Raw genomic sequence first — 15,871 nt, 5'->3', positions numbered from 1 at the left:
TTATCGACAATCAAATGATTTTTTAACTAAAGAAAGTCTCTCTGGCGGCGTCGGGGCATTGTATTTGGCGGGCGGGGCTGTTAGCGGCGGAACCGGATGGCCCCGCCGTTGTGCGCTTAGAAGGCGGCGCGGCTGACGTTTTGGCAACCCAGCGCCGCCAGGGTGGCGCGGGTGGCGTCCCATTGGCTGAGGATCGCCTCCTGCGGCTCGACCAGTACGGCGCTGCGGATGTTCAGGCAGTCGCCGCCGGAGAGGTTCAGCAGGATCAGCGCGGCCTGCAGCGGCGGCAGGCTCGGGTTAAAAGCGGCGTTTTCCGCATAGCGGCCGGCGTAGAGGCTGCCGTCCTCCGTTTCCAGCGCTACGCCGCTGTGGGCGTTGCTGTACGGAGCATGGCTCTGATTGGCCGCCGCCAGCGCCGCCTGCGTCAGCGCATCGTCCAGCGCCAGTCGGTGGCCGTGATCGACCTTGTCCATCAGCAGCGAAGCGATATCCAGATCTTTCGGGCCGAAGGCGTCCGGCAGATAGTCCGCCAGCGTGGCCGGTGCGCGGCCCGGCAGACGGATCTGCAGTTCGCCGCCGCTGTTCAGTTCATTCATAAACTGGCGGCAATGGCCGCACGGCGTGTAGTTGACGGTGATCGAGGCCAGCGCTGGCTCACCGCGCAACCAGGCATGGGTAACCGCGCACTGTTCCGCATGCACGGTTTGCTGCAGCGGGGCGCCGCTGAATTCCATATTGGCGCCGAAATAGAGGTTGCCGCTTTGCCCGCGCGCGATGGCGCCGACGTGGAAATGCGATATCGGGGTTAACGAGCAGGCCGCCGCCAGCGGCAGCAGCGCGAATGCCAGCGCGTCATCGTCCAACCCGCAGCCTGAGCGGATCGCCGCCGCTTGCTCGGCCGTGAACATCGCCGGAAAGTCGGACGCGTCCAGATAGGGCTGCAGGGCGGATTGCAGTGTCGCGGGCAGTGCGCTGAAAGCGGTGTGAAAACGCGGATGCATAGAAAGTCTCTCTACGGGTTAACGGGATAACATTCTAGGCAGGCCAGAGACATTAAAGTGTGATTAATGTCTCTTAATTAATGAAATTAATGCAATGGAATACATAAATGCGAGATGTATCGCAAGTTTCACCCTGATCAACCGAACAGATGCAGCAGCACCGGAAACACAAACGGCGCCAGCAGCGAGGTGATGATGCCGCAGATGACCAACGCCAGCGAGCCGAAGGCGCCCTCCTGATAGTCCATCTCCGCGCAGCGCGCGGTGCCCAGTGCGTGGGAAGCCGTGCCCATCGCCAGGCCACGCGCCGAGGGGGTGGTGATTTTCAACAGGTTGAACAGCGTGTGGCCGAACACGGCACCGAGGATGCCGACGAAAATGACGCAAACCGCGCTGATCGCCGGAATGCCGCCGAGCGAGTCCGCGACGGCCATCGCGATCGGCGTAGTGACCGATTTCGGCAAGATAGAGGCGGCGATTTCCGGCGTGGCGCCCAACCACAGGGCGATGGCGCCGCCGCTGATCATGGCGGTCAGGCTGCCGATGAAGCACACCGTGATAATCGACTTCCAGCGTGCGCGGATTTGGTGCAGCTGCTCATAGAGCGGGAAGGCCAGCGCGACGACCGCCGGCTGCAGCAGATCGTTGAGGATTTTGCTGCCCTGAAAGTAGCGCTCATAGGGAATGCCGGTGAGCAGCAGCAGCGGGATGATCACCGCCATGGACACCAGCAGCGGGTTGAGCAGCGGCATATTCAGCTTGCGCGCCAGCCAGCGCGCGCCAAAATAGACCGCCAGCGTCAGCGGCAACGACCACCAGATTTCATGGATCATGAATTGTCCTCCGGGTCGTCGGGCTTGCCGGCGATGCGGCGCTCGCGATGAAAATAGTGTGAGGTATAGCCGACTACCACCAGCACCATCAGCGTGCTGATGAGGCAAGAGATAACCAGCGGGCCCAGATGCGCGACGATCTGGTCGTAATATTTCATCACCCCGACGCCGATCGGCACGAACAGCAGCACCATATAGCGGATCAGCAAATGGCAGCCGGGTTTAACCCATTTGGCTGGCATAATCTGGGTTGAGAGCAGGGCGAACAGCAGCAGCATGCCGATGATGCTGCCGGGAATGGCGAACGGCAGCAGCGCCGCCACCGCGTTGCCGACGAACAGACACAGGTAGATGAGGAGCAGAGCCCTCAGGTATTTCCAGCACAGTGTGAGCACGTTGGCCATTGTCTTTTCCCGTTTAACTGATGTATTCATCATACAATTAAACTGTGAGCCATGCCACAGATCGCACCATGAATTCTCGCTATGGGTGCTATGCCCGAGCGGCGGGTTGACAGCCCGTATTGGCCGCTGCCTGCGGGATCAGCGTACGTCTTCGGCCGCCGCCGTGTGTTCTGCCAGCCGGTGGCCGAGGAAGAAAAACAGCAGGCTGAGCAGGGCGGCGACGATCAGCATCACGAACATCAACGGCGGCGCGGCATAGCTGAGCAGCACCCCGCACAGCACCGGGTTGATGGCGCCGCCCAGCGCGCTGAGGTTTTGTACCCCATAGTAGCTGCCTTTCAGGTGCGGCGGCGCGATAAAGTCGATAAACATGTATTCCACCGGGATAACGATGATTTCGCCGAGGGTAAACACCGCCATCGCCGCCAGCCATAGCCAGACCGCCTGGCCGGCCGCCATGAAACCGAGCAGCCCGACGATGAAAAACAGCGTGCCCAGCACCAGCCAGCGCAGCATGTTTTCCTGGCGCATGCCGCGGCTGAGCAGGTATTGCAGGGCGATGACGATGCTGGCGTTGACGATCATCACCAACCCAATGATTTTGTAGGCGAACTCGGCGCTGGAGACGGTGATCAGGTACTGCGACAGATAGCCGGTGAACTGACCGAACACCACGGCGCCCAGGGTGCTGCCGAGGGTGAAGTAGATAAGCCGCCGATCGCTTCGCAAGATGGTCAGCGTCTGACGGAAGTTGGGGAGCGCGGCCGGTACAGCGGCGGCAGGCGTTGCGCGCTGTTCCCGGCCGCGCAAGCGCAGGCTCAGTGCCGCCACCGTCGCCAGCGCCAATCCGCCCGACAGATAAAACGGCAGCAACGGGCTAAGCCCGGCCACCAGGACGCCGAGCGCAGAGCCGATCGCCCAGCCGACGTTGACCAGCGTGTAGTTGATGGAAAAAGCCTTGATGCGCTGCTCGACCGGCAACCCGTCGGCGAAACAGGCCTTAATGGTGATGCTTAGCACCGAATAACAGGTATGCAAGATGGCCAGCACCACGATCACGCCGCCGGGGCGCGGGATCCAGGGAATGGCGAAAAAGCTCAGCGCAAACAATACAATCGACAGCAGGATCAGGCGGTTTTTGCTGAATTTGTCCACCAGATAGCCGCCGTACAGGCTGGCAAGGATGCCGAGGGTGAGGCTGACGCCCAGGATCACGCCCACGCTCTTCGGCAGCAGATGGAAATGTTCGGTGAGGTAGATGGTGATGAACGGCAGCGTAACGCCGCGGCCGATGGTCAACACCAGCGAACTGGCCAGCAGTACGTTGATCAGCGAGGGGAATCCCTTCATTTGAGGCCTGTTTATGCATACAGTTATTGGGCGATGCAGATAACATAGCGTATTTTGGCGAGGACGGAAGGGGAAAGCCGATAATTAGTTTAAAAACAGAGGCTGCGTCGGCAGCCTCGTCAAAAACAGCATTATTTACCGTGTTCGGCCTGCAGCGTGGCGAACCACGGCTGAACGAAATCGCTGCTGGTGCCCCAGCCGGGGATGATCTTCGCCAGCCCGGCGACGTTGACCGGCCCCGGCTGCGCCAGCAGCAACGCCTGCGGAATGACCGCCGCTTTGAATTGATAGCTGTCCGGCGTGCTTTCCCCGGCGATCTTGTTAGCCACCAGGCGCAGGTTGACCGCGCCGATCAGCTTCGGATCCACCGCCACGCTGACCTGCCATGGGCTGCCGGCTTCGCGCATCAGCTGCAAGTCCTGGTTGGAGATATCGATGCTGTACAGTTTGATTTCGGTGCGGCCGTTCTCTTTCAGCGCCTTGTAAGCGCCCTGGGTGAAAGCGTCCCAGGTGCCCCAGATGGCGTCAATCTTGCCTTTGGGGTATTTCGCCAGCACCGCACCCACTTTATTGGCGGTATCGCCCTGCACGTCGGATGAAACCGCGCCAATCGATTCCAGCTCGTGAATGCCCGGATGCTGTTTCAGCAACTGCTGATAGGCGGCCTGGCGGCGCTCCATCGGCGGGAAGCCTGCTACCCAGAGTTTGATGATGTTGGCCTGGCCGTTGAAATCCTTCACCAACTGGCCGAACGAGGCGTTAGCCAGCGAAGCGTCGTCCTGCTGCGAGACGGTGACGCCGGGAACGTGGCCGCCGACGTCGGTATCGAACGCCGCGACGGCGATGCCGGCCGCCGCGATGCGTTTAACCAGGTCGGTGGAATAGGGGGCTCGCCCCTGCGAGAGAATAATACCGTCATATTTCTGGCTGATAGCCTGGTTGACGAAGTCCTGGAAGCGCGCATCGTCGCCGTTGCTGAGGAAGGTGTCCACCTTGAAGCCCAGCTTGCGCCCTTCCTGAATGGCGCCCGCCAAAAATTGCGTGGTGTTGTCGTCGGATCCGAGGTTGCGGATCACCGCGATGCGCACCGGCCCTTGATGTTGAGCGATGGCGGCCGGCACGGCGGCGTTTTCCGCCGCCTGCAGCGGCAGGGCGGCCAGCAGGCTGAGGGCGAGCAGCGAAGTCGTGAGGTTTTTCATTATTATAGGCTCCAAAAAAGCAGGGGAAACGACCCCGGTGAAGAGTGGTTATAGCAATCTTTCTGTCTGGACGTCTATTCGTTGTGTGGGAGCATCATAGCCGGATGCGGCGTGCGAGGGAATCAGGGCGGTTATGACTTTTTCTTACTGTTTATAACGTTGGCGACGGATCAATAAAAAAGGGCCGAGCAAGCTCGACCCTCGATGTTACGCGCTGGCGCGGTTACTTGACCTGCATGCCAGGCTGCGCGCCGCTGTCCGGGCTCAGCAGGAAGATCTCTTTCCCACCGGGGCCTGCCGCCATCACCATGCCTTCTGAAATGCCGAAGCGCATTTTGCGCGGTGCCAGGTTGGCGACCATGATGGTCAGGCGGCCTTCCAGCGCTTTCGGATCCGGGTAAGCGGAGCGGATGCCGGAGAAGATCTGGCGCGATTCACCGCCCAGGTCCAACTGCAGTTTCAGCAGTTTGTCGGAGTCTTCGACAAAGTCGGCGCTCTTGATCAGGGCGATGCGCATGTCCACCTTGGCGAAGTCGTCGAAGGTGATGGTTTCCTGAATGGGATCATCGGCCAATGGACCGGTCACCGGTTTGGCGGCGGCCATGTCTTCCTTCGAGGCGTTGACCATTTCGCTGACCTTGTCCAGATCGATGCGGTTGAACAGCGCTTTGAACGCGTTCACCTGATGGCCCAGCAGCGGTTGCGGGATCGCGTCCCAGCTGAGCTCGGCGTTGAGGAACGCTTCGGCGCGTTCGGTCAGCGAAGGCAGCACCGGCTTCAGGTAAGTCATCAGCACGCGGAACAGGTTAATGCCCATCGAGCAGATGGCCTGCAGATCGGCATCGCGGCCTTCTTCCTTCGCCACCACCCACGGCGCCTGCTCATCCACGTAACGGTTGGCCAGATCGGCCAGCGCCATGATTTCGCGGATCGCGCGGTTGAACTCGCGGCCGGCGTAGGCTTCGGCGATGCTCTGCGCCGCGTCGACGAAGGTCTGGTACAGCGCCGGATCGGCCAGGCTGTCGGCCAGCTTGCCGCCGAAGCGCTTGTTGATAAAGCCGGCGTTGCGCGAAGCCAGGTTCACCACCTTGTTGACGATGTCGGCGTTCACGCGCTGCACGAAGTCTTCCAGATTGAGATCGATGTCATCAATGCGTGAAGAGAGCTTGGCGGCGTAGTAATAACGCAGGCAGTCGGCGTCCAGATGCTGCAGGTAGGTGCCGGCCTTGATGAAGGTGCCGCGCGATTTGGACATCTTGGCGCCGTTCACCGTCACGTAGCCGTGCACGAACAGGTTGGTCGGTTTGCGGAAATTGCTGCCTTCCAGCATTGCCGGCCAGAACAGGCTGTGGAAGTAGACGATGTCCTTGCCGATAAAGTGATACAGCTCGGTGGTGGAGTCTTTGCGCCAGAACTCGTCGAAGTCCAGATCGCCGCGCTTGTCGCACAGGTTCTTGAAGGAACCCATGTAGCCGATCGGCGCGTCCAGCCAGACGTAGAAGTATTTGCCCGGCGCATCCGGGATTTCGAAGCCGAAGTAAGGCGCATCGCGGGAGATGTCCCACTGCTGCAGACCGGATTCGAACCACTCCTGCATCTTGTTCGCCACCTGCTCTTGCAGCGCGCCGGAGCGCGTCCACGCCTGCAGCATTTCGCTGAAGGCCGGCAGATCGAAGAAGAAGTGCTCCGAGTCGCGCATCACCGGCGTCGCGCCGGAAACTACGGACTTCGGATCGATCAGTTCCGTCGGGCTGTAGGTGGCGCCGCACACTTCGCAGTTGTCGCCGTACTGATCCGGCGATTTGCATTTAGGGCAGGTGCCCTTCACGAAACGGTCCGGCAGGAACATGCCTTTCTCCGGATCGTACAGCTGAGAAATGGTGCGGTTCTTGATAAAACCGTTTTCTTTCAGGCGGCTGTAAATCAGGGTGGACAGCTCACGGTTTTCATCGCTATGGGTCGAATGGTAGTTGTCATAGCTGATGCCAAAGCCGGCGAAATCCTGTTGGTGCTCCTGGCTCATCTCCGCGATCATTTCTTCCGGTTTCACACCCAGTTGCTGCGCTTTCAGCATGATCGGCGTGCCGTGCGCGTCGTCCGCGCAGATGAAATGCACTTCGTGGCCGCGCATTCGTTGGTAACGCACCCAGATATCCGCCTGGATGTGCTCGAGCATGTGGCCGAGATGGATGGAACCATTTGCGTACGGTAGCGCGCACGTCACCAATAATTTTTTCGCGACTTGAGCCATAGTGAGAACTTGCTTTCTGTAATGAATAAAAGGGCCTTCGATGTTAACCGATCGCGCCCTTCGCTGCTAGGGCGGTTTCTTACAGGTTATACGCGCCAGCTACCGGGCAGTTCTGATATGCTTAGCCGGAAGCGACTCATTCAAAATCAAGGAGCCGGGATGAACGCAAAATCCCCTGAGCAGACCAACCCCGAAGTTCTGCGCGCCCTGGTGACCGGTGTACTGGCCGCCTTTGAACACCCGACGTTGAAAAACAACCTGACCGCGCTGAAGGCTATTCATCACTGCGCATTATTGGACGACGTACTGCATATCGAACTGACGATGCCGTTTGCCTGGCAGAGCGGTTTTGAAGCGCTGCAGGCGAGCGTCGGCCCTGAGCTGTTGCGCGTGACCGGCGCCGCCGCCATCGACTGGAAGCTGAAACACGATATCACGACGCTGAAACGCGCCAACGGCCAAGCCGGGATCAAAGGCGTGCGCAACATCATCGCCGTCAGCTCCGGCAAAGGCGGGGTGGGGAAATCCAGCACCGCCGTCAACCTGGCGCTGGCGCTGGCCGCCGAAGGCGCCAAGGTCGGCATTCTGGACGCCGACATTTACGGCCCGTCGATCCCCAATATGCTGGGCACCGAACATGAGCGGCCGACTTCGCCGGACGGGCAGCACATGGCGCCGATCATGGCGCACGGCCTGGCGACCAACTCCATCGGTTATCTGGTGACCGACGACAACGCCATGGTGTGGCGCGGCCCGATGGCCAGCAAGGCGCTGATGCAGCTGCTGCAGGATACGCTATGGCCGGATCTGGATTATCTGGTGCTGGACATGCCGCCGGGCACCGGCGACATTCAGCTGACGCTGTCGCAGAACATTCCGGTGACCGGCGCGCTGGTGGTCACCACGCCGCAGGATATCGCCCTGCTGGATGCCGCCAAGGGCATCGTGATGTTCGAGAAAGTGCATGTGCCGGTGCTGGGCATTGTCGAAAACATGAGCGTGCACATCTGCAGCCACTGCGGCCACCATGAGCCGATCTTTGGCACCGGCGGCGCCGAGAAGCTGGTGCAGAAATATAACAGCCGTCTGCTGGGGCAGATGCCGCTGCACATCTCGCTGCGCGAAGATCTGGATCGCGGTACGCCGACGGTGATCAGCCGCCCGGAGAGCGAATTCGCCGACATGTATCGTCAACTGGCCGGCCGCGTGGCCGCGCAGATGTATTGGCAGGGTGAAGCGATCCCGACGGAGATTGCCTTCCGCGCGCTGTAATCTGCCTATGGCGATGAAAAACCCGGCTTAAGCGCCGGGTTTTTTTATGGGATGCGGGTAGGGTTGTGCAAATCTGCCCGGGTATAAGGGCGTTCGATCTGCGCCAGCGTTTTGGCGATATGTTCCAGCAATCCCTGGGTGGGGGCCGGCTGCCGCTGTCCCATCAGCGCCAACGGCAAGGCCAGCGCGATGGCCAAATGCGACCAGGCAAGCTGTGGTCGCGCTTTCCCTCGCTGCAGCCATAGAAACAGCGCGCTGGCCAGGTAGCCTAACATCAGCCCGCTGATGACCTCGGATACCGAATGCACGCGGATTTCCAGGCGCGACACGCCGATGGTGAAAGGCAATATCCATCCGGTCACCAGCGCGATGCTGCGCACCGGGTGGGAAAATCGACCGGTTAAAGCCCAAAGCAGCGGCGGCCAGATGCTGGCCGCGAGGGCCGAATGGCCGCTGAATCCGGTGAAATCATAACTTGCGCTACCAATGCCCCAGCCCATAAAGGCCAACTTGGACAGGCAGACCAGTCCGCCGGTGAAACCGAAAATCAGCGCCCATTGCCAACATGCAACGCGGGTGGCGGGCGATGCGAGCAGCAATAAAAACAGAATCAGCGCGCAGGGCAGCAGCAGCATGCTGTCGCCGAAAAAAGTCAAAAAATACCAATCCAGCACATCATTCTCCGATGAAAGACTACGGGGTCCCTAAGTCAGCGCAGGAGTGTAACCTGTTGCGGGGCATTGCCCTAGCCGTGAGATTCTTAAAATGCCGCGTGCCCGTGGCGTGGCAGCCCGAATTCACCCGCCGCCGCGCAATATACAGTGGCGCAATCCCCGGCGACTCCCTATAATTGTCGCGTTTTAGTTCCCCCCTTCACACTATGAAATCAGGTCTTTAATTTTATGACTGACAATCCGCATCAGTGCGTCATTATTGGTATAGCTGGCGCATCTGCCTCCGGAAAAAGCCTTATCGCCAGCACGTTGTACCGCGAACTCCGCGAGCAAGTCGGTGATGAGCACATCGGCGTTATTCCAGAAGACAGTTACTATAAAGACCAGACTCACCTGACCATGGAAGAACGGGTCAAAACCAACTATGACCACCCGAGCGCCATGGATCATAACCTGCTGTTCCAGCATCTGCAGATGCTGAAGGCCGGTAAGGCGATCGAGCTGCCGCTGTATAGCTACACCGAACACACGCGCAAGAAAGAAACCGTCCACCTGGAACCTAAAAAAGTGATCATTCTGGAAGGGATCTTGCTGCTGACGGATATCCGTTTGCGCCAGGAGATGAACTTCTCGATCTTCGTCGACACGCCGCTGGATATCTGCCTGATGCGCCGTATGAAGCGCGACGTCAACGAGCGCGGTCGCTCGATGGATTCGGTGATGGCGCAATACCAGAAGACCGTGCGCCCGATGTTCCTGCAGTTTATCGAACCTTCCAAACAATACGCCGATATCATCGTTCCGCGCGGCGGCAAAAACCGCATCGCGATCGATATTCTGAAAGCCAAAATCAGCCAATTCTTTGAATAATGCCGCTTAATGGCCGGAAATGCGCATTTCCGGCCGACGGCCAACTATTTGCACCCCGGCGTAGACCTTTCGCCCGTTGTGTGGCAATTTTTGTTTAGTTACGCGTTTTGATGGAGAAGAAAGACATGAGACTGTGCGACCGCGATATAGAAGCCTGGCTGGATAGCGAGAAACTGGTGATTTCGCCGCGCCCGCCGCTCGAACGCATCAACGGGGCCACAGTAGATGTCCGTTTGGGCAATCAGTTCCGCGTGTTCCGCGGCCATACCGCGCCGTTTATCGATCTCAGCGGGCCGAAAGATGAAGTCAGCGCCGCGCTGGATCGCGTGATGAGCGACGAGATTGTCCTGCCGGAAGGCGAGGCGTTCTTCCTTCATCCCGGCGAACTGGCTCTGGCGGTGACGTTCGAATCCGTGACGCTGCCGAACGATCTCGTGGGTTGGCTCGACGGCCGTTCTTCTCTGGCGCGTCTGGGGCTGATGGTGCACGTGACCGCGCACCGTATCGATCCGGGCTGGCACGGGCGCATCGTGCTGGAGTTTTACAACTCCGGCAAGCTGCCGCTGGCGCTGCGGCCGGGGATGCTGATTGGCGCCTTGAGCTTTGAGCCGTTGTCCGGCCCGGCGGCCCGGCCATATAACAGCCGGCAGGACGCAAAATATCGCGATCAGCAGGGCGCAGTAGCCAGTCGAATCGACAAGGACTAACGGCGCGGGATGCACCGTCGGTGTGGCGCTGACAAGAGGGTGGCATGAGAAGATTACTGACGACATTGGCGATTTTACTGGTGGTCGTGGTGGCGGGAATGTCCGCGCTGGTACTGCTGGTCAATCCGAATGATTTTCGCGGTTACATGGTCAAAAAGGTCGAGCAGAAGAGCGGCTACCAGCTAACGCTTGAAGGCGACCTGCGTTGGCATATCTGGCCGCAGCTCAGTATTTTGGCCGGGCGCATGACGCTGACCGCGCCGGGCGCCAAGGCGCCGGTGGTGAGCGCGGAAAACATGCGCCTTGACGTCAAACTGTTGCCGCTGCTGTCACATCAGCTGTTTGTGAAACAGGTGATGTTGAAAAATGCCGTCATTCGTCTCACGCCCGACAGTGAAGAGCACTCACAAGTGGACGCCCCGATTGCGCCGGCCGGCAGCGGCGCTGATGCGGCAGACACGGCCTGGAAGTTCGACATCGATAACTTGCGCGTCGTGGACAGCCTGCTGATTTGGCAGCGTGCCGACAACGCGCAAATCAATGTTCGGGACATCAATCTTACCCTGCAGCAAACGGAGAAACGGCAGGCGCAGCTTGAACTGTCCAGCCGGGTCAACCGCGATCAGCGCGACCTGGCCTTCAGCATGACGGCCGATATCGATTTGCAGCAGTTCCCGCACCAGATCGGCGCCAAAGTGACCCAGTTCAATTATCAACTGGCCGGGGCGGACATTCTTAACGGCGGCATTCAGGGCGAGGGCAATGCCCAGGTAGTCTATCAACAGACGCCGGCGCAGATTGCCGTCAGCCAACTGAACGTCAGCGCCAACAACAGCCAGTTGGCCGGCGATATCAGCGCCACGCTGGGGGCGGTGCCGGGCTATGTGGTGAATCTCAATTCGGCTAACCTCGATCTCGACGCGCTTTCCGGCTGGCAATCCAGCACCAATACCGCCGAACAGCCCGCCGTGACCGCCGCGCCGGTGATCGCCAGCCAGGTCGACGATCGGCAGCAGAACCTGGAAGCGCTGCGCGATTTCAATGCGCAGTTGAACCTGCAAGCGGCGCAGTTGACCTATCGCGGTATGAACGTCACCCAATTGGCCGTTGCCGCGGACAATCAACGCGGCCTGCTGACGCTGCATAAGCTTGCCGGGCACTTGGCCGGCGGTGATTTCTCCTTGCCGGGATCGCTCGACGCACGCGGCAATAAACCGGTCATCAGCGTGCAACCGACGCTGAACCAAATTGAGCTGGGCACGGTGCTCAAAGCTTTCGACATGCCGCAGATGCTGACCGGCAAGTTCAGCATGAAAGGGGATCTGACCGGCGATCGCCTCTCTTCACAGTCATTTGAGCACCGCTGGCACGGTACGGCGCAGCTGGCGATGCAGGATGCGCAACTGCACGGTTTGAACATCCAGCAACTGATCCAACAGGCCGTGGCGCGCAATGACAACAGTGTGCGCGGTCAAGACAGCTATCAGCGCTATACCGAAGTCAAAAATGTTTCGGCGCAAGCTACCCTGAACCAGGGCACGGTCAAACTCAGCGGCCTGACGGCGGATTCGCCTTTGCTGGCGCTGACCGGCGCCGGCAGCATCGATATGCCGGGCAAACAGTGTGATATGGCGCTTAACGTGCGCGTCACCGGCGGTTGGCAAGGGCGCGGCGAGCTGATCGAACAGCTGCAAAAAACGCCGATCCCGCTGCGGGTCTACGGGCCGTGGCAACAGCTGAATTATCAACTGCAGGTCGATCAGGTGCTGCGTAAAACGCTGCAGGATCGGGCCAAGGATGCGCTGAACAAGTGGGCTGAAAAGAACAAGGGTTCGCGCGAGGGTCAGGATTTGAAAAAGCTGCTCGACAAGCTGTAATCCCTCCTGACGCGGGCCGTTTTGCGGCCCGCGTCAGTATCGACGTTTCCCGCGATAATTTCCCTCCGTTACCTTGATGAAGGTCATGAAGACCCGCGATCAATTTGTGCAGAGTAAGGGCGCATTCTGCTATGACTATGCGCCTGAGCGCGAAAAAATGACGAGTTGAGGAAACATGATAGAGCTTCTTATTGGCGCGGCGGTGGCGGCGGGCGTGGGCCGTTATATCATCAAAGGGTATTCCGCCACGGGCGTCTTGATGGTGGGAGGGCTGCTGCTGCTTGGCATCAGCGCCCTGATGGGGAAAACGCTGTTGCCGTCCGGCGCCGCATCTACCGGCTGGCGCGCGACCGATATGATCGAGTACGTCAAGATCTTGCTGATGAGCCGCGGCGGCGATCTGGGCATGATGATCATGATGCTGTGCGGTTTCGCCGCCTATATGACGCATATCGGCGCCAACGACGTGGTCGTCAAGCTGGCCTCGCGCCCATTGCAGATGATCAATTCGCCTTATCTGCTGATGGTGGCGGCCTATTTTGTCGCTTGCCTGATGTCATTGGCGGTTTCTTCCGCGACTGGACTCGGTGTATTGCTGATGGCGACGCTGTTCCCATTGATGGTGAACGTTGGCATTAGCCGCGGCGCCGCGGCGGCCATTTGCGCTTCGCCGGCGGCGATTATCCTGGCGCCGACTTCCGGCGACGTGGTGCTGGCAGCCAAGGCGGCGGAAATGCCGCTGGTGGACTTCGCGTTCAAAACCACGCTGCCTATCTCGATTGCGGCCATCGTCTGCATGGCCGTGGCGCACTTTTTCTGGCAGCGTTATCTCGATAAGAAGAGTGATGAACAGCACCACATCATGGACGTCAGTGAAATAAAAACGCATGCGCCGGGGTTCTACGCGATATTGCCGTTTACGCCGATCCTCGGCGTGCTGATCTTCGACGGCAAATGGGGGCCGGAGCTGCACATTATTACCGTGTTGGTAGGGTGCATACTGTTGGCGGCTGCGATCGAGTTCGTGCGCAGCTTCAGCGCCAAACAGGTATTCAGCGGCCTGGAAGTGGCGTATCGCGGTATGGCGGATGCATTCGCCAGCGTGGTGATGCTGTTGGTGGCCGCGGGTGTCTTCGCGCAAGGGTTGAGCACCGTCGGTTTTATCAGCGGGTTGATCGGGTTGGCGCAGTCGTTCGGTACCGGCGGTTTGATCATGATGCTGGTGTTGGTGGTGATCACCATGCTGGCGGCCATGACCACCGGCTCCGGCAATGCGCCGTTCTATGCGTTTGTCGAACTGATCCCGAAACTGGCGGCACAGATGGGCGTGAATCCTGCCTATCTGGTGATCCCGATGCTGCAGGCCTCTAATCTCGGCCGTACGCTGTCGCCGGTTTCCGGCGTGGTGGTGGCGGTCTCCGGCATGGCGAAAATCTCGCCGTTTGATGTGGTGAAGCGTACTTCAGTGCCGGTAATTGTCGGGTTGGTGGTGGTGATCGTGGCGACGGAGCTGCTGGTTCCCCAGTAAAAGGAAGGCCGGGCGATGCCCGGCCTCGATGTTAAACCTCGTACTCCTCCGGTGGAGGCGGCGGGGTGATCTTCACTTTCAGGATGCGGTGGCTGTTGACCTCCAATGGTTCGAACAGGTAGTCACCGATCTTGATTTGTTCTCCTTCTTGCGGCACGCGCTGGCTGTGTTCCATCAACAGCCCCGCCAGCGTGTGGTATTCGCGCTTTTCTTCCAGCGGCATCGGCAGATACAACACCAGATCTTCCAGCGGCATATAGCCGTTGGCGGTCCAGCTGCCGTCCTCGTTTTGCTGAATGTCGTGGCGTGCGTCCACCTCTTCGCCGGCCTCCGGCAGGTTGCCGGCGATGGTTTCCATCACGTCCGTCAGGGTGACGACGCCTTCGACGGAGCCGAACTCATCGACCACAAAGGCAAAATGCGTCTGCGCCTGGCGGAATTGCTCCAGGGCGCTTAACAGCGTGAGCTGCTCCGGGAAGATCAACGGTTGGCGTATCAGCGCTCGCAGATCCAGCGGCGCCTGCGCCAGTTGCTGTTTGAGGACGTCGATGGTGTGGATCACGCCCAGCGGTTCGTCGCTGGCGCTGCTTTCCACCACCACGATGCGCGTGTGCTGATTACGTTCCAGCAACTGCGTCAGCTTTTCCTGCGGATCGTTCAGCTCAAGGTATTCGACGTCGTGACGCGAGGTCATGATGCTACTGACCGTGCGCTGCGCCATGCCGAGTACGCGTTCGATCATGCGCCGCTCTTGCTGATTGAAGATCTCGCCGTTTTCGCTGTCGCTGTCCGCCAGCAGGTTGGCGGAATGGCTGTCGACTTCCGCTTCTTCATGTTTGCCGCTCAGCATGCGTAGCACCGCTTCGGCGGTGCGTTCACGCAGCGGCCGTACCTTCGACAGGAAGCGACGGCGGTTGAACTGCGCCAGCTGGTTCAGCGCCTCGATCATGACCGAGAAGCCGATCGCCGCGTAGAGGTAGCCTTTAGGAATGTGATAGCCAAAGCCCTCCGCCACCAGGCTGAAACCGATCATCAGCAGGAAGCTCAGGCACAGAATGACGATAGTCGGGTGAGCGTTGACGAAGCGCGTCAGCGGTTTGCTGGCCAGCAGCATCAGGCCGATGGCGATACAGACCGCGATCATCATCACCGCCAGGTGATCGACCATCCCTACCGCGGTGATCACCGAGTCGAGCGAGAAAACGGCGTCCAGCACCACGATCTGCGCCACTACCGGCCAGAAACGTGCGCCTTTGCGCGCGCCGTGCTGCTCTTCGTCCTTGCCTTCCAGCCGCTCATTGAGCTCCATGGTGGCTTTGAACAGCAGGAATATCCCGCCGACCAGCATGATCAGATCGCGGCCGCTGAAGGGGTGCTCCGCGACGATGAACATCGGTTTGGTCAGCGTCGCCAGCCACGAGATGGAGGCGAGCAGCGCCAGACGCATGACCAGCGCCAGCAACAAACCGACGACACGGGCCTTATCTCTTTGTTGTTTTGGTAATTTGTCCGCCAGAATGGCGATGAAGACAAGGTTGTCTATACCCAGCACGATTTCCAGCACGACCAAAGTGGCCAGGCCGGCCCAAATTGTTGGATCAGCGATCCATTCCATACGCCCAATTTCACCTGTAAGTTCTACGGCTTATGCCGCACGGGAATGATGGGCGTTGAGGCGGCAAAATTCAACTTTAATCGGGAGGATGTGGTTCAGAACAGGAGGATTGCCGTAAACATCGATCGGCGCCGAGCGGCCAAAGGAATCAAGGGCCTGGGGAGCAAATATCTACCGGAATGCCATGCGCTCAGAAAAGAAACGCCTTATTAAATTTATTTAAATCAAAACATTAAAACAATTTTCTTTGGCTATGATTCTTATCGGTATGCGGCACGAGTAGTCTTATT

Annotated in this window: 13 protein-coding genes; 5 read left to right on the top strand and 8 right to left on the bottom strand. The window is 59.4% G+C overall.

Translation table 11 applies throughout. The features are described 5' to 3' along the window. Positions 1–116: 116 nt before the first annotated feature. From cdd to metG, 6 genes are all read right to left on the bottom strand, one after another. Positions 117–1,001 (bottom strand): cytidine deaminase, encoded by an 885-nt coding sequence (gene cdd, locus ACMGGK_RS15795; protein WP_420277018.1) that lies wholly within the window; start codon positions 999–1,001, stop codon positions 117–119. A 137-nt stretch (positions 1,002–1,138) separates the two neighbouring features. After that, on the bottom strand, positions 1,139–1,834 hold the full coding sequence (locus ACMGGK_RS15790) for a CidB/LrgB family autolysis modulator (protein ID WP_016928446.1): 696 nt from the start codon (positions 1,832–1,834) through the stop codon (positions 1,139–1,141). Beyond that, positions 1,831–2,238 (bottom strand): CidA/LrgA family protein, encoded by a 408-nt coding sequence (locus tag ACMGGK_RS15785; RefSeq protein ID WP_115435788.1) that lies wholly within the window; start codon positions 2,236–2,238, stop codon positions 1,831–1,833. Before ACMGGK_RS15785 ends, ACMGGK_RS15790 begins: the two co-directional genes overlap by 4 nt. Before the next feature lie 138 nt (positions 2,239–2,376). After that, a complete protein-coding gene (locus ACMGGK_RS15780; RefSeq protein WP_016928444.1) occupies positions 2,377–3,588 on the bottom strand; it encodes an MFS transporter in 1,212 nt (403 codons plus the stop codon). 131 nt (positions 3,589–3,719) lie between these two features. Next, a complete protein-coding gene (locus ACMGGK_RS15775) occupies positions 3,720–4,787 on the bottom strand; it encodes a sugar ABC transporter substrate-binding protein (protein WP_016928443.1) in 1,068 nt (355 codons plus the stop codon). A 223-nt stretch (positions 4,788–5,010) separates the two neighbouring features. After that, positions 5,011–7,038 carry a methionine--tRNA ligase gene (gene metG, locus ACMGGK_RS15770; protein ID WP_420277017.1) on the bottom strand — a complete coding sequence of 676 codons (2,028 nt, stop codon included), beginning with the start codon at positions 7,036–7,038 and terminating at the stop codon, positions 5,011–5,013. 159 nt (positions 7,039–7,197) lie between these two features. Here metG and apbC point away from each other — a divergent pair, with 159 nt between their 5' ends. Then, on the top strand, positions 7,198–8,310 hold the full coding sequence (gene apbC / locus ACMGGK_RS15765) for an iron-sulfur cluster carrier protein ApbC (RefSeq protein WP_016928441.1): 1,113 nt from the start codon (positions 7,198–7,200) through the stop codon (positions 8,308–8,310). A gap of 44 nt (positions 8,311–8,354) precedes the next feature. On the opposite strand, the gene ACMGGK_RS15760 is transcribed toward apbC, so the two are convergent. Then, positions 8,355–8,984, bottom strand: a complete 630-nt coding sequence (locus ACMGGK_RS15760) for a phosphatase PAP2 family protein (protein ID WP_420277016.1) — start codon at positions 8,982–8,984, stop codon at positions 8,355–8,357. Positions 8,985–9,212: 228 nt separating this feature from the next. On the opposite strand from ACMGGK_RS15760, the gene udk reads away from it, so the two are divergent. From udk to dcuC, 4 genes are all read left to right on the top strand, one after another. Beyond that, the gene (udk, locus tag ACMGGK_RS15755) at positions 9,213–9,854 is read left to right on the top strand and encodes a uridine kinase (RefSeq protein WP_004938922.1); all 642 of its coding nucleotides are present in this window, start codon (positions 9,213–9,215) and stop codon (positions 9,852–9,854) included. A 125-nt stretch (positions 9,855–9,979) separates the two neighbouring features. Further along, positions 9,980–10,561: a dCTP deaminase gene (dcd, locus tag ACMGGK_RS15750; protein ID WP_004938917.1), complete on the top strand. Its 582-nt coding sequence runs from the start codon at positions 9,980–9,982 to the stop codon at positions 10,559–10,561. 44 nt (positions 10,562–10,605) lie between these two features. Then, the gene (gene asmA, locus ACMGGK_RS15745; RefSeq protein ID WP_143778767.1) at positions 10,606–12,438 is read left to right on the top strand and encodes an outer membrane assembly protein AsmA; all 1,833 of its coding nucleotides are present in this window, start codon (positions 10,606–10,608) and stop codon (positions 12,436–12,438) included. 175 nt (positions 12,439–12,613) lie between these two features. Next, complete coding sequence (gene dcuC / locus ACMGGK_RS15740) at positions 12,614–13,966, top strand: anaerobic C4-dicarboxylate transporter DcuC (RefSeq protein ID WP_015377222.1); 1,353 nt, start codon at positions 12,614–12,616, stop codon at positions 13,964–13,966. Between the two features lie 31 nt (positions 13,967–13,997). Here dcuC and ACMGGK_RS15735 read toward each other — a convergent pair whose 3' ends face one another. Continuing rightward, positions 13,998–15,581 (bottom strand): TerC family protein, encoded by a 1,584-nt coding sequence (locus ACMGGK_RS15735; protein WP_016928437.1) that lies wholly within the window; start codon positions 15,579–15,581, stop codon positions 13,998–14,000. Positions 15,582–15,871: the final 290 nt, after the last annotated feature.

Origin of the sequence: Serratia sp. BNK-33-b, from assembly GCF_048684565.1 — a bacterium.
In the GTDB taxonomy this organism is placed as follows: Bacteria; Pseudomonadota; Gammaproteobacteria; order Enterobacterales; family Enterobacteriaceae; genus Serratia; species Serratia marcescens.
Note: the sequence above shows the minus strand (reverse complement) of the source record. Positions and strands in the feature narration are given on the sequence as shown.